Genomic DNA, 19,050 nt, shown 5'->3' with positions numbered 1-19,050 from the left:
GATTGTCAGATTGCCGGATACCGTAAACTCAGGATTGATACGTCCCGCACGACCCTCAGGGAGGACACCATGCCGCCGGAAAGGCAGCAGCCCTCCCTGCGTAGGCGCATCCTCGATGCGACCATCGTTTTACTCACGCGCAGCGGACGGGAGAAACTCCAGCTGTCCGAAGTGGCAGCAGAGGCAGGGGTCTCCCGTCCAACCGTCTACCGCCACTTCGGATCTAAGAATGGACTCCTGGAAGCGTTAGGGCTCTACGAATTGGACAAGTTCAATGCTGGCGTCGCCGCGGCCACTGCGGGCTTGCGAGGCGCCGAACGGTTGGATACGGCATTGCGGTTCATAGTGGACTATCAGCACTCTTATCCACTGGCAGCGATCGTCATCATCGAGCCCGAATACTCGTTGGAGCAGATGTCCCACGTGCTGCCGATCATGCACAAACGACTTCGCCAGCTGATGCCCGACCGCGGCAGCGATGTGGCCGCTGCCGCCGTGGTCCGAATCGCGGTGTGTCACTACCTTGTTCGTGGTCACGACGATGCGAGTTTTCTTGCCGAACTCCGACATGCGGCAGGACTTGATACCCGCGGACGGCGTGGAGTGACGTCAAACTCCGCAGAGCCCGGACACGCGAAGCGCTAAGCGAGTCGTGCACCGCGCCGGTCACGATGTCAACCTTGGTTCTGGCTGGCCATTCGCGATTCGAGTTGGGTTCCGATATCCGCGGTGGTGAGGATCATCGCGACCATGAACTCGGCCATTTCGTTACGGCTGGCGTCGAGTTCACCACGCCACCATGACGCGGCGACTTCGATCAAGCCATTGACCACGGTGAGGGCTGCCATGCGGTAGCGAGAGTCAGTGGCGACGTGCTCGCCGATGACCAACTGCCCTTGGGTGAGCAGCATTTCGGCTAGCAAAGTGATCAGTTCATTGCGCCGCGCTCTGAGCGTCGGGCTGGATTGCGACTCCTCAAGCAGCCGTCGCCGACGCGGATCTTCGGCGCAGAAGTCGATTCCAACTTCGATGACGGTGCGGATCCTCGACGTGAGCTGCTCGCTTGCGGTGTCGCTCAGCATCGACATCAACTGGTTGACTAGCGTGGCTGCCTGGTCCTCGAAGACCGCCAAGAGCAGTTGATCGCAGTCGGAAAAGCTCTCGTAGAAGTAGCGGTCATTCAGCCCTGCCCGCACACACACGGCGCGCACCCGAAGCGCCGATATGCCTTGCGAGCCGGCGATGTCTAAGGCGGCATCCAGTAGGCGTCGGCGTCGTTCCAGACGCCGCTCGTCGGCAGTCCGCCCTGCGTACCTGCCATTGGATAACTCCATACTCTCTCGCCTCTTGCCAACACTGCGCTTCTGGTGAAGACTATCACCAAACGCGTCTGGTGACACCTATCACCAGACGCCGGGTTCGAAGGAGAACACCGATGACAGCGACGATTCCAACCCGCCATCCCGCCGAACCTCTCGATGTCCCCGTGCTCGGACTGCTGGCGACCGCGCTGGGCGTCCAGAAGCCCTCGGCGGCCCAATGGCAGGCGATGGGCGAAGCCTTAATGATCGGGGATCCGCCGATGGATCAACTGCTCGACTGGATGTATGCGGAAGGGATCAGCGCCACGCGGCCACTGTTCGATCAGGCACGCCTTCACGGAATCACGAGTGTTCCCGATGCACCCGAACCATTGCGCGCCTTCTTCAATCATTGCGAGACGCCGCCGTCGTGGGTCGACCAGAACACACTGCGAATCGGTGAACGTGCCATGCGACTGAGTGGGATCGACGCAATGTACGCCGCTCGTGATGTTCCGTTCCTCAGCGGGTATGCGGTGTCTGCCATCAACCAGACGCTGGTCAGAACCAAGAACGGGCAGAACGGCCAAACCGGCACAGCCCAACGTTTCGCCGAAACCATGCGATGGGCGCTGGACATCATCGACGACCATGGCATGGCGCCGGCCGGGCCGGGATACCGCGCCACCTTGCACGTTCGCCTCATCCACGGGTTTGTTCGCCGTCACATCGGGGGGCTCCCGGAATGGAGTGCTACGCAATGGGGTGTCCCGGTCAACCAACTCGACATGGCCGCAACCATGCTGGGCGCACTCATCACTCCCGTTATCGTGTGCATGCCCATGGGCGTCGTACTCACTCCGAAGGAACTGGAAGCCGTCGCGCACGTTGCTCGATATACGGGCTGGCTCATGGGAATTGACGGACGCTGGCTTTCCAATGGGTTTCGCGACTCCGTTCGCGTCCTTTATCACTGCCTGACCACGCTCTATCAGCCCGACGACAGCACCCGGCGGTTGGCGGCACCCATGGCCGCCGATCCACTGTCGTGGCACTACCCGCGCGCACAGTACCTCCGCCGCCGAATCGCTTGGGCAGCACACCTATCGCTCACCAGTGCCTTCAACGGACCACGGGGAATGCGCCGCCTGGGACTGCCTGCATACATGCCGCCCTGGTATCCACTACTCCGAATTCCGATCAACGCCACCCGCACCGGACTGATCCGCGCTCTACCTGGCGGCATCGACCGCGCCGCACGCATCGGCTATCACCAGCAGAAGGCATTCATGAACACCCTGATCGGGGACACTGGGGACGCTGCAATCGGAACCTCGGCCAACTACTTCGGCCACGCCGCATAACTAGATGAGACCGCCTCAGAACTAAAAGAACTGAGACTTCAGCCCGTCAAGAGCGGTCAGCTAAGAGGACCACCCTCCACCACCGATCCACAGCGGCGGCTCCTGGTCGTTGTACATGCTCTGGGGCCGCCATCGCTGTCTCCGCAAAAGTCGACCGGCGTGGTGCTCGGCCACGTCCTTCAGATACTCGACATCGTCGCTTGTCCACGGGTGCTGGCCGGTCCCGTCCAGCCACCACCTCGGTTGGCCGTCTTGCTCGTAGCGGGTTATCCGGTAACGCCAGGCGACGTGCCTACCCTTGGCGTCAACCTGCCAGTCCAGCAACCGTGGGCGAAGAGCCTCGGGTGTCGACTGGGCAAATTCCCGGGGGTCGGTGATCCGGATCTCGATAAACTCGCGACCCATAAATTAACCCTACCAGCTGTTGGTTCACGAAAGTGCTTCTACCTGCGAAGATGGAGCGTCTGCTCCATCTTCGGGCGGGTGCTTGTCCGGAGCAATCCCCGCCCGCAGAAGTTCGTCTCAGAAACTTGACGGATTGATGTATTGCCGTCGGGGCTTGGTGTTGGGCTAGCGGTCTTGCCAGAAGTTCTTGGAGCGGTGGCGGCGGCCCTCACGTGCGCGCTTGTCCGTGAAATCTTGAATGCCTTGTCTCTCAAGGGGAAACGGCATGATCGGGACCTCGAATGCGAGCGCACCAGAGATGTGGATATCGGCACCGCGGTTGAGGATGAACTTCGTTCGCCGTGTCGTGACCGGATGCTTGGTGAGAATCACCTCGGTCAGCGCAGTGACTTCGCCTTCGAGGTCGTCGGGTGCGCAGGTCCGATTCACCAGGTCGTAGCGTTCGGCGGTCGCCGCGTTGAAAAGTGCGCCCAGCAGGTTCCACTCTTTGGCTTTACGACGACCGGCTACCCGCGCCAACCGCGACGTGCCGCCCCACCCCGGCGTGATGTCCCAGTCGATTTCGGGCATGCCCCATCGCGAACGTTCAGTAGCAATCACGAAGTCGCACACCAGCGTCAGTTCAAGACCGCCGCCGGTGCAGACCCCATCGACAGCGGCGACGGTGATGGGTGTGAGGTCCTCGATGATCTGGACGGTCTCCTGGTACTTGCGCACCTGCCAGTACGGGTCCTCCGGGGTCCAGGTGTTGAACTCGGTGATGTCGTCGCCCGCGCAGAACGTATCGCCGGCACCGCGCAGGATCAGCACCCGGCATTCGCGGTCGTCACGCACCTGGCGCACCGCTCGGTTGAGTTCATCGGAGAGTGCTCGGTCCAGCGCGTTGTGCACCTCAGGCCGGTTCAGCGTGATCGTGGTAACCGATTCGTGCCTGTCGAAGATTAGATTCTTGTAGTCGGTCATGATTTAGGTCCTGTCCGCCGAGAGCGCAGCTTGCATAGCGAGACTCAACCATGGTTAGTCTCGTTATGCAAGCGTTTCGGTAGGATGCATCTGTGCAGAGGGCACAGTTGGAGCGGGACTGCTCGGTATTCCGGGCCGTCGCCGCGGTCGGTGACGCCTGGTCGTGGATGGTGTTGCGGGAGGCGATCTTCGACGACGTATCCCGCTTCGACGAGTTTCAGCAACGACTAGGCATTGCCCGCTCGACACTGACGGCCCGGCTCAACCAACTAGTCACCTCGCGGTTGCTGGAACGTCGGGGCCCCGACTACGTCCTGACACCTAGCGGCGAGGACTTCATCGGCTGCATGCTGACGGCCATGCATTGGGGCGACCGATGGTGCGCCCGGGGAGAGCCGCAAGCTGTCGGGACAACCCATCGCGGCTGTGGCCACCTAATGCAGGCACAAATGGCGTGTACGCACTGCGAAAAACCCGTACTTGCGCGCGATGTGATGTTCGATCGCGCGCCCGACCCGGTACGTCGTCTCGACGGGTCATTGCGCCGCAACCGGATGCCCGGCCTCGATCTGCTCGAACGTAACCGCCCATGCTCGATCGCCCGGACCCTACAGGTCATCGGCGATCTGTGGAGCGCGCTAATCATCCAAGAGTGCTTTTTCGGCACCGACCGCTTCGATGACTTCCAGCAGCGACTCTCGATCGCGTCGAACATCCTGTCCCAGCGGCTATCCCGGCTGACCGCACTGGGAGTGCTGGCCCGGACCATCAGTGTCGGCGCCCGCCACACCTACCAGCTCACCGAAAAGGGTCTCGATCTCTATCCAGTCCCCCTGGCCATGCTCACATGGGGAGACCGGTGGCTCGCTGGTGGTGACGCTCCGGTCAAGCTGACCCACGAAATCTGCGGACGGCGACTGCACGCCGTGGTGACCTGCTCCCACTGCGCCTGTCCGATTTCTCGCGCCGATGTCGAAACCACGGGAACACGTCACCAGTCAACTGCGAAATGACATCGATTGTGATTCAAGAGAATTGACCTCGGTCGACACTGACTTCTTCGTTTCCCGCATTGCGATGCGAGCGTGGGAGCCGTTCAAGCGCTCTGGGATCCGAAGATCATCCCGCTAAGCGGGGTCAGCGAAGACCGGCCGCTCCCCAGACATTCCAGCGGTCACCGCAGCGATCTGGTTCGGCGTGCCGATCAGCCCGGTTTGCAGAACTGATTCGAGCGCAAGAGCAGCCGCGGGGTCGTTGCTGATCCGGGTTTCGTTGTACAGGCGCTTGGCGGCACGGATGGCATCCGGCGACTTCAGTGCGATCTCGCCCGCGAGCGCCAGCGCCGCTGACAGCGGATCCGCGGCCGTCCGAGTGATCAAGCCGAGCTCGGAACCCTCGCTGCCGGAAACGATGCGGCCAGTGAACGTCAACTCTTTCGCGACGTCGATCGGCAGCAGTCTCGGCAGTGTCTGCGTGATGCCCATGTCGGGAACGAGTCCCCACTTGATCTCCATGACGCTCAGCTTCGCGTCCGGCGCGGCGATCCGGATGTCTGCGCCGAGCGCGATCTGCAAACCGCCGCCGAAGCAGTTGCCGTAAATCGCGGCGATGACTGGCACCGGTACCAATGACCAGTCATAGCTCACGCGCTGGGCGAGGTTCGCCGGGCGGTCCTCGTCTCGAGTCAACAGAACGCCCGTGCCACGTTCGCCGCCCATGAAACTTGCGACGTCCAAACCAGAGCAGAAGCTCTTGCCCTCACCGTGCAGAACGACTGCGCGGACCGATGTATCCCCTGCCAGCTGCTCCGCGGCATCCACCAAGGCTTCGAACATTGCTTGGTCGAGCGCGTTGTGCTTGTCGGCGCGCACCATCGTTGCCGTTGCCACGCCGTTGTCGGCGATCCGCACACGGACTCTGTCTTCGCTCATGAAGTAGCAATCTATCGCGCGGTGATCTGCTCGAATGTTCTGGCAGCGCCAAGCAACCTGGCATCTACTTCCGTCTCCCCTCGCGAAGCGGCGGAGGTGGTCTTCGGTTTTACCCGCTTAGGTGTGGGACTTTTACGCGAGCATTGGGTCGATTGCCGACCGGGGAACCAGGACCTGCAACGCCCCGAATGAGTCGGGCAGCAGCACTCCTTGGTCGAAGAAGAAGATCACTCCGTCGTTGACTACCGCGAAATTCTGGTAGTTGGCTGGGTTGTTCAGCGCCGGTTGTGCGATCGGCAATGACGCCGCGGGAGTCGGCGTGGCAGCAGCCGGCTGTCCCGGTTGTGCAGGCGGCGGCTGCGGGGCCAGTTGCTTCTGCAGCTCGGCCTGCACGATCGGCGCGACCGTCTTCAGGGGATCATCCACCCGCCACAACGGCGTATGTTCTTTGTCGTCCGACGCGGCCGTATAGGTGATGGCTTTGCGATAGGTCTGGTCCCAGTTGAACGCCTTGAACGTCGTCTGCGGATGCGCGCCGCCGACGTTTTGGAAGACCTTGAACACCACGGCCTGCGTGCCGCGCGGGGGAATCGCCGAGTTGTATTCCGTCGGCTTTATGGTCAGCTCATACGGTGTACCACGGGGCGCGCCCGACTTGGCGACGTTGAGGAACCCGTCGCGCGTTTGGGAGATGTAGTCCGCGACCGACTTCTGGTCGGGATAATCCAGCGGAATGCTGATGTCGACCCGGTACGCGGGATCGGAGAGCTGGATCTCACACGTCTTACCGGTATTGCCACCCTTGAGGTCGGCGCAGTAATCCTTCGGTGCGGCCACCGCGACACCGATTGAGCCGACGATGGCGGCTGCCGCAACGAGCACGGCCACTTTGACGATTCGCATGTCCAAATCCCTCCGAGCGACTGCGGCACGGCGCCGCGCACGCGAGATTAGCGTGCATCGTTCCTGTGAAGCGCGCCAGGCGGAGATACCCGGACATCAATCCAACTCGTGCGACTGCTTCAAAACATGCTCTAAACTGCGGAAATATGGTGGAGCTGCCGGGAATCGAACCCGGGTCCTACGGCATTCCCTCAAGGCTTCTCCGTGCGCAGTTCGCTATGCCTCTGCTCGGATCTCCTGGTCCCACGAACTAGCCAGGATGACGATCCCAGTCGCTGTGATTGTCCCGATGAGTCCCGCGACCGAACTCATCGGTGGATCCCTCTAGCTGATGCCGGGGTCCGGGTCGAGGGCGTTCCCGGTCCGACAGACTAGCTGTCGCTTAGGCAGCGAGAGCGTAGTCGCGCTGATGTGAATCGGCGCTTATATGGTTGCAACGACGCTTACGGTGGTCTCTTGCCTGCACCGGCACGCTTCCCTTGATTCGATGCGCGAAGTCGAAACCGTTCAGCCCCGTGCATCCCCGCCGATTTTCGGCAGGACAATTCATGGTACGCCGTTACCAACAAGCGGCAACGCAATAAATTTCCCGATCAGATCACGAAAGCTCGACGCCAGCCGCAGCGGGCAGGAGGATTGGTCAGCATGCCGGATTCCGAAGGCGCGATTCACCCCGCGAGCGAAGCGTCGCGGCTGGAACCCGACGGCTGGGTGCCGCCTGACGTGCGGTTCTTCGGCTTGGACCGCCGCACCATCGCGCCGACGCTGGCGGTGTTCGCGCTGGCCATCGTGATGTCGGCGGTGTTGCCTCTCGTCAACGCGGCGGTGCCCTATCACGACATTGTCCGAGCGGGCGACGTGATCCAGCTCGAAGGCGACGTGACGTTCGTGCCGGAGGCCGGCTGGGGTATCACGTCCGGCATCCGCGCCGGGGATGCGCCATTGTCCGGCGCGTACCCTGCGACCGCGGTCGTCGAACACGGAGCGCTGCGATTCCGGGTTCACACGGGACCGTTCGACGGGGACGCGCACAAACTGCTCGACCAGATCGAAGCGACCTCCGAGGCGCTCAACCGTGGTCGCGGCGTCCGCGTAACCTCCGCCCAGAAGACCATCGTTACCGATCACGGTCGCCAGGGTGCGGTAGCGCGCGTCACCGGACCACACGCCGGTGGCGTCCTCGTCGCCTTCGTCTTCGATGGTCGCGGAGTGGAAGCCGTGGCCACTGGACCGACGGACATCGGCGCGGAGGAGGCAGCCGGGGTAATCCGGATGATCCGCAGTATCAGCGGCCCCGGGGAGCCGAAGCGGTGACGACGACGCTCGACGACCTCGATCGCGACCGCGACGACGCACTCGACCTCTCCGGCTGGGGTCGGCGGTTCAGCTTCTACCAGCCACGCAACCTCGCCTTCTGGGGATATCTGATCCTGGTCGGCATCGGTGTCTTGACCTTCTTCGCCATCCTGGCCAGCCAGTTCGACGCCTACGGCCCGGCCATCGGTTTGGCGGTGACGTCCTTCGGCATCTACGCGGCGCTGTTCTGGTGGTTCACCCAACACATCGACCATTACGCAAAGCTGCCCGTCAAGCTCATGGTCGCCGCGTTTCTCTGGGGCGGCTTCGCAGCCACCGGGACAATGGCGGCCAATGCCAACAGCGCGATCCTGGCGCTCTATGCGAAGGTCTTCGGCCAGGTCTGGGCGCTGAACTGGGGCGCTGGACTGGTAGCCCCGTTCACCGAGGAATGGGCCAAGGGAGCGGGGCTACTGCTGCTCATCGCGCTGGCGCCACGGCAGGTGCGCACCGCATTCGACGGGCTCATCCTGGGCGCGTTCATCGGTCTGGGATTCCAGATCATCGAGGACATCCTCTATGCGATGACGTCTGCGGGCACCCAGTTCGGTGCCAATCAAATCGGGGCGTCCATCGGCACCATCGTGATCCGAATGGTCAGCGGGGTTGCCGCGCACATCCTCTACAGCGCGGTCTTCTGCGCTGGTGTGGTCTATCTCCTCGGCCGGCCCGCCGAACCCCGCAAGGTCGGGCGGGGTCTGTTGCTGATCGTGACGCCGATGCTGTTGCACGGGGCGTGGGACTCGGTGGCCACCGTTGCGGGCGCGCACGCGCTGCTGCTGATAGGACTGCTCGTCGCGGTGGTCGTCGTAGCGCTCGTCATCGGCGTGGGCGTTTACCGGTTGACAGCGAAGCGGGAACGGGAATTCGTACGCGCCGTCATGGCGCCGGAAGCGGCCCGCAACATGATCACCGTCGCCGAACTCGACGCGGTGGCTGGTAACCGCAAGGCCCGCAAGGCTTTCCGCAAGACCGGCCGCAGCCGTCGGGAACGCAGGCAGGCCCGCTACGTCCTCAACGCCGTGTACAGCCTCGCCGACGAACTCGCGGCCGCGCGCGGCGCGGAAACGGACCGGGTGCGGTTTGCCCGGATCGAAGTCGGCAGAATCCGGGCCGGAATCCCGCCTCCCCCGCGCTGAGAGCTCAGATCACGAAGTTCAGCCGCTCGACGATCTGGGCGGCGACGTCCTGATCGCCCCCGAGTTCGACGTCCTGGCTGCGGGCCGGGCACATCGGGCGGCCGCCCGCGAGCCGGGTGAATTGCAGCGCATCGAGCCGGATGGTCGCCGTCGGGTCCTGCCCGCCGAAGTCTTCGACCACCTGGGCACGGCCATCGACGCTGACGCGAATACTGCGCGCCAGCGGACCGGTCAGGTCGAACAGGACACGGGAGCTCTCGGGAGCTTTGGCGAGTTTGCCAACGACGAAGCCCATGGTGCCCGCGATCTCGTCGAGGGACAGCCGTGACGCGGGTCCTTCGAGCTCGGCATCGGATGACGGCCGCTGCAAACCCACCCGGATGTCTTGCTCATGCATCCAGCAGTCGAAGACCCGGATCCGCATGAACCGCCCGTAGCTTTCCGGGCCCGCCGGCGTCATCGTCGGCGCGTTCCAGTCGTCGTCGGACATCGCCCGAAGAGCGTTGCGGCGGCGCTTGGCCACCGAGCGGAACCGCTCCAGCACGTCGGCGCCCGACTCGCCGCTGAGATGGCGCACCCAGCACTCGTTCATCGCTCCGATGTCGTTGCGCACGTGCTCCAGCGACTTGACATCCACGTCTGGTTGGGGCGGGGCGATACCGGTCAGAAACGACTCTGTCCCGATGATGTGGGACACCACCGCCTTCACGTCCCAGGCGGGTAACGCGCTCGGCACCTGCCAGTCCGGCTCTGGCAGGCCGTTCAGCAGCGCATCGATGTCGTCCCAAACGGTGAAGAGGCCAGACAGCACGTCGGACTTGTCAAGTTTGGTGAGGGGTCGGTCGGCCATGGTCGGATAGTAGGCCTCCGGCATCCCCGCGTCACAGCCTTTAGCCTGCGGCGATCAACGCCACCGATCCCATGGCCAGCAGCATGCCGAACCCCTGCCAGCGGGTCACCCGCTCGCGTAGCACCACCATCGCCAGCACGACGGTCGCCGCGGGATACAGCGAGATGAGGATGCTGGCCAACGAGAGCAGCCAGGTGTGCAGCGCAAGCAGCATCGTCACGTTGGCGACGATGTCCAGCAGCGCGGCGGCCAACGCCAGCTTCAACGGCTTCCCGCGCGGCAGTCGCAGGTTACGGCTCATCGCGGCCATCGCGATCACCACCACCGTGGCCGACATCCGGGCAAACACCAGCGGCCAGAGCCGGCACGCGTGCGGGGCCTGATGCAGGAACACCAAGTCCAGCCCGAACGCCGCGCCCGCCACGATCGTCAGCAAAGCCACTTTCGTGGTGAACCTATACGGCGTGTCGGCGCTTTCGGACGCCTCACGGCTGACGAGCAGCACCGCGACGATCGCCAGCACGACGCCCACCGACGCCGCCGGCCCAGGACGCTCACCGAGTGCGACGCCGACCGCGACGGGGACTGCCCCATTGAGCACTGCCGCCAGCGGGGAGACCACCGAGATCGGGCCGGTACCCAGCGCCGCGAAGAACGCCCACATGCCGAACGCCTGGCTGACGCCGTACAGGCAACCCCAGAAGACCGCGCCGGACTGAATCGGCCCGCCGGCGAAGATGGCCATTGCGCCCAGCAGCACCATCTCGAGCGGGTAAGCCGCCAGCATCACGCGCAGCGCGGCGACGCGGCGGGAGGCCACACCGCCCACGAAATCGCTGACGCCGTAAGTCACGGCCGACAGCTGCGCGTATGCGGCGCCTATCAGTTCATGCCCTTGGCTCGGCGACCCATTTCCCGGACCACCTCGCGCTGGGCGTCGCGGCGTGCCATGTCCTGGCGTTTGTCGTACGCTCGCTTGCCGCGCGCCAGCGCGAGCTCGACTTTGACTTTCCCTTCCGAGAAATACAGAGACAAAGGCACCAGCGCGAGGTTACCATCGCGAATCTTGCCGATCAGGGTGTCGATCTGGCGTCGGTGCAACAGCAATTTGCGGCTACGACGGGGATCGTGGTTGGTCCAGCTACCGTGCTGATACTCCGGAATGTGCAGGTTGCGCAGCCAAACTTCGCCGTCGTCGACCGTCGCGAACGCGTCGGCCAGCGAAGCCTGCCCCTCCCGCAGGCTCTTCACCTCGGTGCCCTGCAACGCCACCCCGGCCTCGAATAGCTCGACGATCGCGTAGTTGTGCCGGGCCTTGCGATTGGTGGCAATGATCTGTTTGCCATCGCGCTTGCCGGACGGGGTCTTGGCCACGGCCTTACCGCCGCAGGTATATGCGCAATGTCACATACGCCGTGAGCCCGGACATCGCCACGCCCAGGAGTAGGAGCCACGGAGCGACGTAGTAGAAGATGTCGGCGTAGTCGACCTTCGCGATCAGACCGGCTTGATAGAACTGGCTCAGCGCGCTGTCCAGGAACCACGCCCGCACCACGACCAGCCCGAGGATGGCGATACCCACGCCGAGAAGGGCCGCCAGCACCGCCTCCACCAGGAAGGGCAACTGGGTGTACCAGCGGCTGGCACCCACCAGGCGCATGATCCCGATCTCCGTTCGCCGGGTGTAGGCCGCGACCTGGACCATGTTGGCTATCAACAAGATGGCCCCGATGGCCTGGACCAGAGCGACGGCGAACGCGACATTGCTCAGGCCGTTCAGGATGGCGAACAACCGATCGATCAGGTCTTTCTGGTTGAGGATGCTGCGAACTCCGGGTTGGCCACGCAAGGCGTCATCGAAATCCGCGTGCTGCTCGGGGTTATACAGCTTGACGATGAACGAGGCCGGGAACGCATCTTTGGTAGCCACTTCTTTGTACGCCGGCATTTTGCGCATGGCGTCTTCGTAGGTCTGCTGCTGGTTGATGAAACGCACGGACTTGACGTCGTTTTTGCGGGCTTCGATCTTTTCGCGCACCGCCTTGCACGGGTCGCTGCTGCAGTCCGGGTCGTTGGCAGAGATGTCTTCGCTGAGGAACACCTGCGACTCGACCCGATCAAGGTAGATCTGCCGCGATTGATCCGCCAGCCGGACGACCAGCAGGCCGCCACCGACCAAGCCGACCGAGATCGCGGTGGTCAGAATCATCGCGACGGTCATGGTGACGTTGCGACGAAGGCCGGTCAGAACCTCGTTGAGCAGGAAGCCGAAGCGCACTTAACGATCCATTCCGTATACGCCACGCTGTTCGTCACGAATCAGCCTGCCCAGTGAGAGTTCGACCACACGCTGCCGCATCGAGTCGACGATGTGGTGGTCGTGGGTGGCCATCACCACCGTCGTTCCGGTGCGATTGATCCGCTCCAGCAAGTCCATGATGTCCTTGCTGGTATCCGGGTCGAGGTTGCCGGTGGGTTCGTCGGCCAACAGCACCAGCGGACGGTTGACGAATGCCCGTGCGATCGCAACCCGCTGTTGCTCGCCACCCGACAGCTCGTCCGGCAACCGGTTCGCTTTGCCGGACAGGCCGACCGTCTCCAGCACGTCGGGCACCACCCGGTTGATCGTGTCGGCGCGTTTGCCGATCACCTCAAGCGCGAAGGCGACGTTGTCGAACACCGTCTTTTGCTGCAGCAACCGGAAGTCCTGGAACACGCAGCCGATCACCTGACGCAGCTTCGGTATGTGCCGGCCGCGCAGCTTGTTCACATGAAACTTCGACACCCGCACATCGCCGGTCGTGGGTACCTCCGCGGCCAGCAGGAGCCGCATGAACGTCGACTTGCCCGAGCCCGACGGGCCGATCAGGAAGACGAACTCACCCTTGTCGATCTTGACGTTGACATCATCCAGCGCCGGACGCGCCGAGGATTTGTACTGCTTGCTGACATGGTCCAGCGTGATCATCACGGCTCGCCAGTGTAGCGGTGATTTTCGCTGAGTCGCGACGGTCAGCTGGCCGGCGGCGCCGTGGTGGGCGTCGGACCGGGGCCGGGCTGAGGTAGCTGCGAGGGCGATGTGGTCGGTAATGGGGTCGTGGTGGGCGTCGTGCTCGAGGGACAAAGCTGCGGCAACAGGCAAGGCAATTGGAACGGTGACGAGGTGGTCGGCGTGGTAGTCGTCGGGCTCGGTGTCGGTGTCTCCGTGGTGGTCGGTGTCGGTGTGTAAGTGACGGTGCGAGGCGGCGCCGACGGCTGCGGAACCGGAACAAACACCGTTTGCGTGGTCTGGTTCTTACCGGGCGGTTTGTCAGGATTTTCAGAGCGGTAGGTGCTGTACACCCACCACACCGCCAGGAACGCGACGATCAACGCCAGGGTTGAAGTGCGGATCCGGCCGCCGAACATGTAGCCAGGCCAGTGCCGATCCGACTCGTCGTCGCTGTTCTTCTCCAGGATCTTGAACGTGAACTTCACCACTAGCGCACCGGACCCGACGTCTTCTCGTCGGTAGCCTCGGCGGCCTCGGCGGCGGGCACCGCGGGATCCTCAACGAGGCCCACGGTCGCGTCGGCCGCGGTCACGATGCCGACGCGGGCGAGTGCCCTGATGACCAGGACGCGCAGCTGGCGGCCGGCCTCGAACTGCTTGCCGGGCAACGTGCGAGCCACCAGACGCAGAGTGACGGTGTCGACTTCGATACTTTCCACGCCCATCACGGTGGGCTCGTCCAGCAGCAGCTCACCCAACACCGGGTTATCCAAAGCACGCTCACATTCCTGGTGCAGGACCTCGTTGACCTGGTTGAGGTCGGAACTGGTCGACACCGGAATGTCCACCACCGCGCGCGCCCAATCCTTGGACAGGTTCACCGCCTTGACGATCTGGCCATTCGGAATGGTCAACACCTCGCCGTTCGGTGAACGCAGCCGGGTAACCCGCAACGTCACGTTCTCGACGGTGCCGCTGGCTTCCGTTGCGGAAACGATGGTGAGGGTGACCAGGTCGCCGAAGCCATACTGCTTCTCGACGATAATGAAAAAGCCGGACAGCAGGTCTCTGACCAGCTGCTGAGCACCGAAACCCAGCGCCGCACCCAGCACGGTGGCCGGCGCGACCAGACCGTGAACGGAAAAATTCAGCACGTCGCTGATCTGCATGAGCGCCCAGATGCCGATGATCACCACCGACACCCACTGGATCACCGACGCGACCGCCTGGCGGTGCTTGGTCGCCTCGGAGCGCACCAGCGCGTCGCTCTCGGTGAAACCGACGTCAAGCTGCCGGGTCACCTGCTGAGCCACCCACGTGACGAAACGAGCCGCCAGCACCGCCGCAATGAGCAGCATGACGATCCGCAGTCCCCGATTGATGATCCACTCGCCGATGTCGCTGCGCCAGAAGTCGTGCCAGCGAGCCGTCGCCGATACAGCAAGCACAGTGGTGTTAGTCGTCATCTTTTCGATTGCGCCACCGGATTCCCGCTTCCAGGAATCCGTCGATGTCTCCGTCCAGGACGGCGGCCGGATTGCCCACCTCGTATTCGGTTCGCAGATCCTTGACCATCTGGTAGGGATGCAATACGTAGGAGCGCATCTGGTTGCCCCAGGAGCTGCCGCCTTCTCCTTTCAACGCGTCCAGCTCGGCACGTTCTTCTAAACGCTTGCGCTCCAACAGTTTTGCTTGAAGCACTCGCATTGCGGAAACCTTGTTCTGCAGTTGCGACTTTTCGTTCTGACAAGTCACGACGATACCCGTTGGGATATGGGTCAACCGCACCGCGGAGTCGGTGGTGTTCACCGACTGACCACCCGGCCCGCTGGAGCGGTACACGTCCACCCGCACATCGCCTTCCGGTATGTCGATGTGATCGGTGGTTTCCACCACCGGCAGCACCTCGACTTCGGCGAACGACGTCTGCCGCCGGCTCTGGTTGTCGAACGGGCTGATCCGGACCAACCGGTGGGTGCCCTGTTCGACCGACAAGTTGCCGTAGGCGAACGGCGCATGCACGGCGAAGGTGGCGCTTTTGATGCCGGCTTCTTCCGCATAGGAGGTGTCGAACACCTCGACCGGGTACTTGTGTTGTTCGGCCCAGCGGATATACATGCGCATCAACATCTCGGCCCAGTCGGCGGCGTCCACGCCGCCGGCACCCGAACGGATATTGATCAGCGCCTCACGTTCGTCGTACTCACCCGAGAGCAGGGTGCGCACCTCGGCGGCTTCGATCTCGGCGTGCAGCGCCTTGAGCTCAGCGTCGGCCTCGGCCAGCGCCTGCGCACCGGACGGGCCTTCACCCTCCTCTGCTGCGAGCTCGTAGAGCACCGGCAGGTCGTCAAGACGTTGCCGCAACTCCTCGATCCGGCGCAGCTCACCCTGGGTGTGGGATAACTCACTCGTCACCTTTTGCGCCCGAGCCTGGTCGTCCCACAATTTGGGATCGGAAGCCTCCACTTCAAGCTTCTCGATGCGCGCGCGCAGACCGTCCACGTCAAGCACCCGCTCCACCGTGGTCAGGGTGGAGTCGAGGGCGGCGATGTCGGCTTGACGGTCGGGTTCCACAGCCGACCACGTTACCGGCGCCCCTGTTCACGCCGCGACCAGCGGCACAGCGTTTAGCATCAAGTGGCAATCGTGTGCACCGCGCGACTGCGACGCCCAGCCCCCGCTCAGCCCCATGGCGTCGCAGCCGGACACAAACAGAAGGTTGACTCATGCGTCCATATCACGTCGCGATCGTTGGATCGGGGCCGTCGGGATTCTTTGCTGCGGCATCGTTGCTGAAGGCCGCCGACGCGTCCGATGAGATCGACGTCGCCGTCGACATGCTGGAGATGCTGCCGACGCCCTGGGGCCTGGTGCGCTCCGGCGTCGCGCCCGACCATCCCAAGATCAAGTCGATCAGCAAACAGTTCGAAAAGACTGCCACCGATCCCCGCTTCCGGTTCTTCGGCAACGTCGTCGTCGGCGAGCACGTCGAGTCCGCCGAACTCGCCGATCACTACGACGCCGTCGTCTATGCCGTGGGAGCACAGTCCGATCGCGCGCTGAACATTCCCGGTGAGGATCTGCCCGGCAGCATCGCCGCCGTCGACTTCGTGGGCTGGTACAACGCACACCCGAACTTCGAGCAGATGGCGCCGGACCTGTCGGGCGCCCGTGCCGTTGTGATCGGCAACGGCAACGTCGCACTCGACGTGGCGCGCATCCTGATCACCGACCCGGAAGTCTTGGCGGGTACCGACATCGCCGATCACGCGCTGGAATCGCTGCGGCCGCGCGGTGTGGAAGAAGTGGTGATCATCGGCCGGCGCGGGCCGCTACAAACCGCGTTCACCACGCTGGAGTTGCGCGAGCTCGCGGACCTCGAAGGCGTCGACGTGGTGGTCGATCCGGCGCAGCTGGAGGGCATTACCGACGAAGACGCGGCCGCGGTGGGCAAGGTCTGCAAGCAGAACATTGCCGCGCTACGCGGCTACGCGGATCGCGAACCACGCCCCGGGAATCGACGGATGGTGTTCCGGTTCTTAACCTCTCCGATCGAGATCAAAGGCGAGGGCAAGGTGGAAAGCATCGTGCTCGGCCGCAACGAACTGGTCACCGACGACAGCGGGCGGGTCTCGGCGAGAGACACCGGCGAGCGCGAAGAGCTGCCGGTTCAGCTGGTCGTGCGGTCGGTGGGCTATCGCGGCGTGCCCACCCCCGGGCTGCCGTTCGACGACAAGAACGCGACCATTCCCAACACCGCCGGCCGCGTGGAGGGCAGCCGCAACGAATACGTCGTCGGGTGGATCAAGCGCGGGCCCACCGGTGTGATCGGGACCAACAAGAAGGACTCCCAGGACACCGTCGATACGTTGCTGGCCGATCTGGCCGGGGCGAACGGCCTGGCGGACTTCCCCGACGACCACGCCGACAAGCTGGTTGACTGGCTGGCCGCACGCCAGCCGAAACTGATCACGTCGGCTCATTGGGATCTCATCGACCGCTTTGAGCGGGCCGCCGGAGAACCGCAGGGCCGTCCGCGGGTCAAGCTGCCGAACCTGGCCGAGCTGCTGCGGATCGGCCACAGCTGATCACCTTCGCGGTCGCAAGCGCGGCGGAGCCGGGCGCAGCGGGCCGCGACAATCTACTGATCGGCGGTCGCAAGCGCGGCGGAGCCGGGCGCAGCGGGCCGCGACAATCTACTGATCGGCGGTCGCAAGCGCGGCGGAGCCGGGCGCAGCGGGCCGCGACCATTCACGGATCGAGAAGTACTCCTGGGTTGAGGATGCCGGCCGGGTCGAGCGCGGACTTGGCCGCCCGCAGGGCCGCAGCGAACGGGTCCGGGCGCTGCCGGTCATACCATGGCCGGTGGTCGCGACCGACCGCGTGGTGGTGAGTGATGGTGCCGCCGTTTGTGCTGATCGCCTCGGACACAGCGGCTTTGATTTCGTCCCACTGCGCCTCGAGTGAGCCCCAGCGTCCCGCGGCATAGATGCCGTAGTACGGCGCCGGGCCGTCAGGGTAGACGTGGGTGAACCGGCATGTCACCACCCCGGCTCCACAGACCCGCTCGATCGCGGTGCGGGCGGCTTCGCTCACCGCGGCGTGCAGTGCGTCGAATCCGTACCAGGTGCAGGCGGTTTCGAATGTCTCAGCGATGACGCCGCGCCGGGCGAGCGCGTCCCGTTGGTAGGGCATCCGCAGAAATGCCGAGCGCCAGGTCTTAGCGGCATCGGTCGCATCGTCTGCTGTTGTATCCCTTGAGGTTTCGCGGCCCCGCCGCGCGATGACAGTGCCGCGGTAGCCGGCCGCGATCTCGATGGCCCGGTCCAGCCACGGGTCAATCGGGTGGTCGGCCGACTCGAAAGCGAGCACCAGCAGCCCCCCGCCGACCGTCGTGCCCGCGTTCAGAAACGCCTCGGCGGGGTCCAGTAGCCGGCAGTTCGCCGGGTACAGCCCGGCCTGCGCAATCGTGCGGGTCGCGGCCACTGCGGCGGTCCAGTCGTCGAACGACACCGAGGCCGTGACTTGCCAGCGGGGCCGGTCTTGCAACCGCATCCAGGCCTCGGTGATGATGCCGAGCGCACCCTCGGAGCCGAGGAACAACCGGTCCGAAGACGGCCCCGCACCGGATCCGGGCAGTCGCCTTGATTCGCTGACTCCGGACGGAGTGACGACTCGCAACGATTCGGTCAGGTCGTCGATATGGGTGTACAGCGTGGCGAAGTGCCCGCCGGCGCGGGTGGCCAGCCACCCACCGAGGCTGGAGAAACCGAAGGACTGCGGAAAGTGCCGCAGCGTCAGGTCATGTGGGCGCAGCTGTTGCTCGATCCACGGCCCGAGCGCTCCGGCCTGAATGCGCGCGGCGCGGCTGACCTGGTCCACCTCCAGCACTGAGCTCATGACGGAGACGTCCACCGTGACCGCCGGCCCGTCGAAGCGCGGCTCGACACCGCCGACCACCGAACTGCCACCGCCGTAAGGAATCGCGGGAATCCCCTCGCGCGTGCACCAATCCAGCACGTCGACCACGTCCTGTTCGCGGCGCGGCCTGATGATCAGGTCGGGAACGCGGTCGAGGCGGCCCTCCAGGTTGCGCGCGACGTCACGAAACGCCTTGCCGCGCGCATGCCCGGCCCGGTCCACGGCGTCGGCCGAGCACAGGCTGGCCAGCGACGGCGGCGGGGCGATCCGCGGCGCTGCCAACCCGAGCTCGTCCGGGTTCGGGGGAGGGTGGTCGGTCAGGTCATGGCCGGGCAACAACGCGGCGACCCGTGCCTCCATCGCCCGCGTCTCCTGCTCGGACAGCGCGTCCTCGACTGTGCCCCAACCCCACCACGAACGCATGCC

General features: G+C 64.3%; 20 protein-coding genes and 1 other RNA gene. 6 read left to right on the top strand and 15 right to left on the bottom strand.

Annotated elements, in window-relative coordinates:
- Nucleotides 1-69: 69 nt before the first annotated feature.
- Nucleotides 70-645, top strand: coding sequence for a TetR/AcrR family transcriptional regulator (locus AC5Y21_RS03740; RefSeq protein WP_499909528.1), 576 nt, complete (start codon nucleotides 70-72; stop codon nucleotides 643-645).
- 29 nt (nucleotides 646-674) lie between these two features.
- Here AC5Y21_RS03740 and AC5Y21_RS03735 read toward each other — a convergent pair whose 3' ends face one another.
- Entirely contained in the window at nucleotides 675-1,334 is a 660-nt protein-coding gene (locus AC5Y21_RS03735; protein ID WP_499909526.1) for a TetR/AcrR family transcriptional regulator, read from the bottom strand.
- Between the two features lie 101 nt (nucleotides 1,335-1,435).
- On the opposite strand from AC5Y21_RS03735, the gene AC5Y21_RS03730 reads away from it, so the two are divergent.
- Nucleotides 1,436-2,665 (top strand): oxygenase MpaB family protein, encoded by a 1,230-nt coding sequence (locus AC5Y21_RS03730; RefSeq protein ID WP_499909524.1) that lies wholly within the window; start codon nucleotides 1,436-1,438, stop codon nucleotides 2,663-2,665.
- Nucleotides 2,666-2,725: 60 nt separating this feature from the next.
- On the opposite strand, the gene AC5Y21_RS03725 is transcribed toward AC5Y21_RS03730, so the two are convergent.
- Both AC5Y21_RS03725 and AC5Y21_RS03720 read right to left on the bottom strand, forming a co-directional pair.
- Nucleotides 2,726-3,070, bottom strand: a complete 345-nt coding sequence (locus AC5Y21_RS03725; RefSeq protein WP_499909522.1) for a hypothetical protein — start codon at nucleotides 3,068-3,070, stop codon at nucleotides 2,726-2,728.
- Between the two features lie 165 nt (nucleotides 3,071-3,235).
- The gene (locus AC5Y21_RS03720; RefSeq protein ID WP_499909520.1) at nucleotides 3,236-4,033 is read right to left on the bottom strand and encodes an enoyl-CoA hydratase/isomerase family protein; all 798 of its coding nucleotides are present in this window, start codon (nucleotides 4,031-4,033) and stop codon (nucleotides 3,236-3,238) included.
- Nucleotides 4,034-4,125: 92 nt separating this feature from the next.
- Between AC5Y21_RS03720 and AC5Y21_RS03715 the strand changes: the two genes are divergently transcribed.
- Nucleotides 4,126-5,046, top strand: a complete 921-nt coding sequence (locus AC5Y21_RS03715) for a winged helix-turn-helix transcriptional regulator (protein ID WP_499909518.1) — start codon at nucleotides 4,126-4,128, stop codon at nucleotides 5,044-5,046.
- Between the two features lie 114 nt (nucleotides 5,047-5,160).
- Here AC5Y21_RS03715 and AC5Y21_RS03710 read toward each other — a convergent pair whose 3' ends face one another.
- From AC5Y21_RS03710 to ssrA, 3 genes are all read right to left on the bottom strand, one after another.
- On the bottom strand, nucleotides 5,161-5,964 hold the full coding sequence (locus AC5Y21_RS03710; RefSeq protein ID WP_499909516.1) for a crotonase/enoyl-CoA hydratase family protein: 804 nt from the start codon (nucleotides 5,962-5,964) through the stop codon (nucleotides 5,161-5,163).
- Between the two features lie 132 nt (nucleotides 5,965-6,096).
- Complete coding sequence (locus AC5Y21_RS03705; protein ID WP_499909514.1) at nucleotides 6,097-6,867, bottom strand: esterase; 771 nt, start codon at nucleotides 6,865-6,867, stop codon at nucleotides 6,097-6,099.
- Nucleotides 6,868-7,014: 147 nt separating this feature from the next.
- Nucleotides 7,015-7,382: a transfer-messenger RNA gene (gene ssrA / locus AC5Y21_RS03700) on the bottom strand.
- 130 nt (nucleotides 7,383-7,512) lie between these two features.
- Here ssrA and AC5Y21_RS03695 point away from each other — a divergent pair.
- On the top strand, nucleotides 7,513-8,181 hold the full coding sequence (locus tag AC5Y21_RS03695) for a hypothetical protein (protein WP_499909512.1): 669 nt from the start codon (nucleotides 7,513-7,515) through the stop codon (nucleotides 8,179-8,181).
- Nucleotides 8,178-9,362 carry a PrsW family intramembrane metalloprotease gene (locus AC5Y21_RS03690; protein ID WP_499909510.1) on the top strand — a complete coding sequence of 395 codons (1,185 nt, stop codon included), beginning with the start codon at nucleotides 8,178-8,180 and terminating at the stop codon, nucleotides 9,360-9,362. The genes AC5Y21_RS03695 and AC5Y21_RS03690 overlap by 4 nt, the downstream gene beginning before the upstream one ends.
- A gap of 4 nt (nucleotides 9,363-9,366) precedes the next feature.
- Here the strand turns inward: AC5Y21_RS03690 and AC5Y21_RS03685 are convergent, their stop codons facing one another.
- Genes AC5Y21_RS03685 through prfB form a run of 8 tightly spaced genes read right to left on the bottom strand, consistent with a single transcriptional unit; the run spans nucleotide 9,367 to nucleotide 15,777 of the window.
- Nucleotides 9,367-10,212: a maleylpyruvate isomerase family mycothiol-dependent enzyme gene (locus AC5Y21_RS03685; protein WP_499909508.1), complete on the bottom strand. Its 846-nt coding sequence runs from the start codon at nucleotides 10,210-10,212 to the stop codon at nucleotides 9,367-9,369.
- Between the two features lie 40 nt (nucleotides 10,213-10,252).
- Entirely contained in the window at nucleotides 10,253-11,098 is an 846-nt protein-coding gene (locus AC5Y21_RS03680) for an EamA family transporter (protein WP_499909591.1), read from the bottom strand.
- The gene (gene smpB, locus AC5Y21_RS03675) at nucleotides 11,095-11,586 is read right to left on the bottom strand and encodes an SsrA-binding protein SmpB (RefSeq protein ID WP_499909506.1); all 492 of its coding nucleotides are present in this window, start codon (nucleotides 11,584-11,586) and stop codon (nucleotides 11,095-11,097) included. The genes AC5Y21_RS03680 and smpB overlap by 4 nt, the downstream gene beginning before the upstream one ends.
- A 4-nt stretch (nucleotides 11,587-11,590) precedes the next feature.
- Entirely contained in the window at nucleotides 11,591-12,490 is a 900-nt protein-coding gene (ftsX, locus tag AC5Y21_RS03670; protein ID WP_499909504.1) for a permease-like cell division protein FtsX, read from the bottom strand.
- Nucleotides 12,491-13,180, bottom strand: a complete 690-nt coding sequence (gene ftsE, locus AC5Y21_RS03665) for a cell division ATP-binding protein FtsE (RefSeq protein ID WP_499909589.1) — start codon at nucleotides 13,178-13,180, stop codon at nucleotides 12,491-12,493.
- A 44-nt stretch (nucleotides 13,181-13,224) separates the two neighbouring features.
- On the bottom strand, nucleotides 13,225-13,689 hold the full coding sequence (locus AC5Y21_RS03660; RefSeq protein ID WP_499909502.1) for an Rv3103c family proline-rich protein: 465 nt from the start codon (nucleotides 13,687-13,689) through the stop codon (nucleotides 13,225-13,227).
- A gap of 2 nt (nucleotides 13,690-13,691) precedes the next feature.
- Nucleotides 13,692-14,669 carry a mechanosensitive ion channel family protein gene (locus AC5Y21_RS03655; RefSeq protein WP_499909500.1) on the bottom strand — a complete coding sequence of 326 codons (978 nt, stop codon included), beginning with the start codon at nucleotides 14,667-14,669 and terminating at the stop codon, nucleotides 13,692-13,694.
- Nucleotides 14,659-15,777, bottom strand: coding sequence for a peptide chain release factor 2 (gene prfB / locus AC5Y21_RS03650; RefSeq protein ID WP_499909498.1), 1,119 nt, complete (start codon nucleotides 15,775-15,777; stop codon nucleotides 14,659-14,661). Before prfB ends, AC5Y21_RS03655 begins: the two co-directional genes overlap by 11 nt.
- 152 nt (nucleotides 15,778-15,929) lie before the next feature.
- On the opposite strand from prfB, the gene AC5Y21_RS03645 reads away from it, so the two are divergent.
- Complete coding sequence (locus AC5Y21_RS03645) at nucleotides 15,930-17,291, top strand: FAD-dependent oxidoreductase (RefSeq protein ID WP_499909496.1); 1,362 nt, start codon at nucleotides 15,930-15,932, stop codon at nucleotides 17,289-17,291.
- Between the two features lie 163 nt (nucleotides 17,292-17,454).
- On the opposite strand, the gene AC5Y21_RS03640 is transcribed toward AC5Y21_RS03645, so the two are convergent.
- Nucleotides 17,455-19,047: an FAD-binding oxidoreductase gene (locus AC5Y21_RS03640; protein ID WP_499909494.1), complete on the bottom strand. Its 1,593-nt coding sequence runs from the start codon at nucleotides 19,045-19,047 to the stop codon at nucleotides 17,455-17,457.
- Nucleotides 19,048-19,050: the final 3 nt, after the last annotated feature.

Source organism: Mycobacterium sp. NGS41 (assembly GCF_059812725.1).
Note: the sequence above shows the minus strand (reverse complement) of the source record. Positions and strands in the feature narration are given on the sequence as shown.

Coding starts and splice junctions, on each gene's coding strand:
- ftsE (WP_499909589.1), bottom strand. CDS start 13,180: ATGATCACGCTGGACCATGTCAGCAAGCAGTACAAATCCTCGGCGCGT.
- AC5Y21_RS03640 (WP_499909494.1), bottom strand. CDS start 19,047: ATGCGTTCGTGGTGGGGTTGGGGCACAGTCGAGGACGCGCTGTCCGAG.
- AC5Y21_RS03740 (WP_499909528.1), top strand. CDS start 70: ATGCCGCCGGAAAGGCAGCAGCCCTCCCTGCGTAGGCGCATCCTCGAT.
- AC5Y21_RS03730 (WP_499909524.1), top strand. CDS start 1,436: ATGACAGCGACGATTCCAACCCGCCATCCCGCCGAACCTCTCGATGTC.
- AC5Y21_RS03705 (WP_499909514.1), bottom strand. CDS start 6,867: ATGCGAATCGTCAAAGTGGCCGTGCTCGTTGCGGCAGCCGCCATCGTC.
- AC5Y21_RS03725 (WP_499909522.1), bottom strand. CDS start 3,070: ATGGGTCGCGAGTTTATCGAGATCCGGATCACCGACCCCCGGGAATTT.
- AC5Y21_RS03735 (WP_499909526.1), bottom strand. CDS start 1,334: ATGGAGTTATCCAATGGCAGGTACGCAGGGCGGACTGCCGACGAGCGG.
- AC5Y21_RS03710 (WP_499909516.1), bottom strand. CDS start 5,964: ATGAGCGAAGACAGAGTCCGTGTGCGGATCGCCGACAACGGCGTGGCA.
- AC5Y21_RS03685 (WP_499909508.1), bottom strand. CDS start 10,212: ATGGCCGACCGACCCCTCACCAAACTTGACAAGTCCGACGTGCTGTCT.
- AC5Y21_RS03655 (WP_499909500.1), bottom strand. CDS start 14,669: ATGACGACTAACACCACTGTGCTTGCTGTATCGGCGACGGCTCGCTGG.
- AC5Y21_RS03645 (WP_499909496.1), top strand. CDS start 15,930: ATGCGTCCATATCACGTCGCGATCGTTGGATCGGGGCCGTCGGGATTC.
- AC5Y21_RS03695 (WP_499909512.1), top strand. CDS start 7,513: ATGCCGGATTCCGAAGGCGCGATTCACCCCGCGAGCGAAGCGTCGCGG.
- AC5Y21_RS03720 (WP_499909520.1), bottom strand. CDS start 4,033: ATGACCGACTACAAGAATCTAATCTTCGACAGGCACGAATCGGTTACC.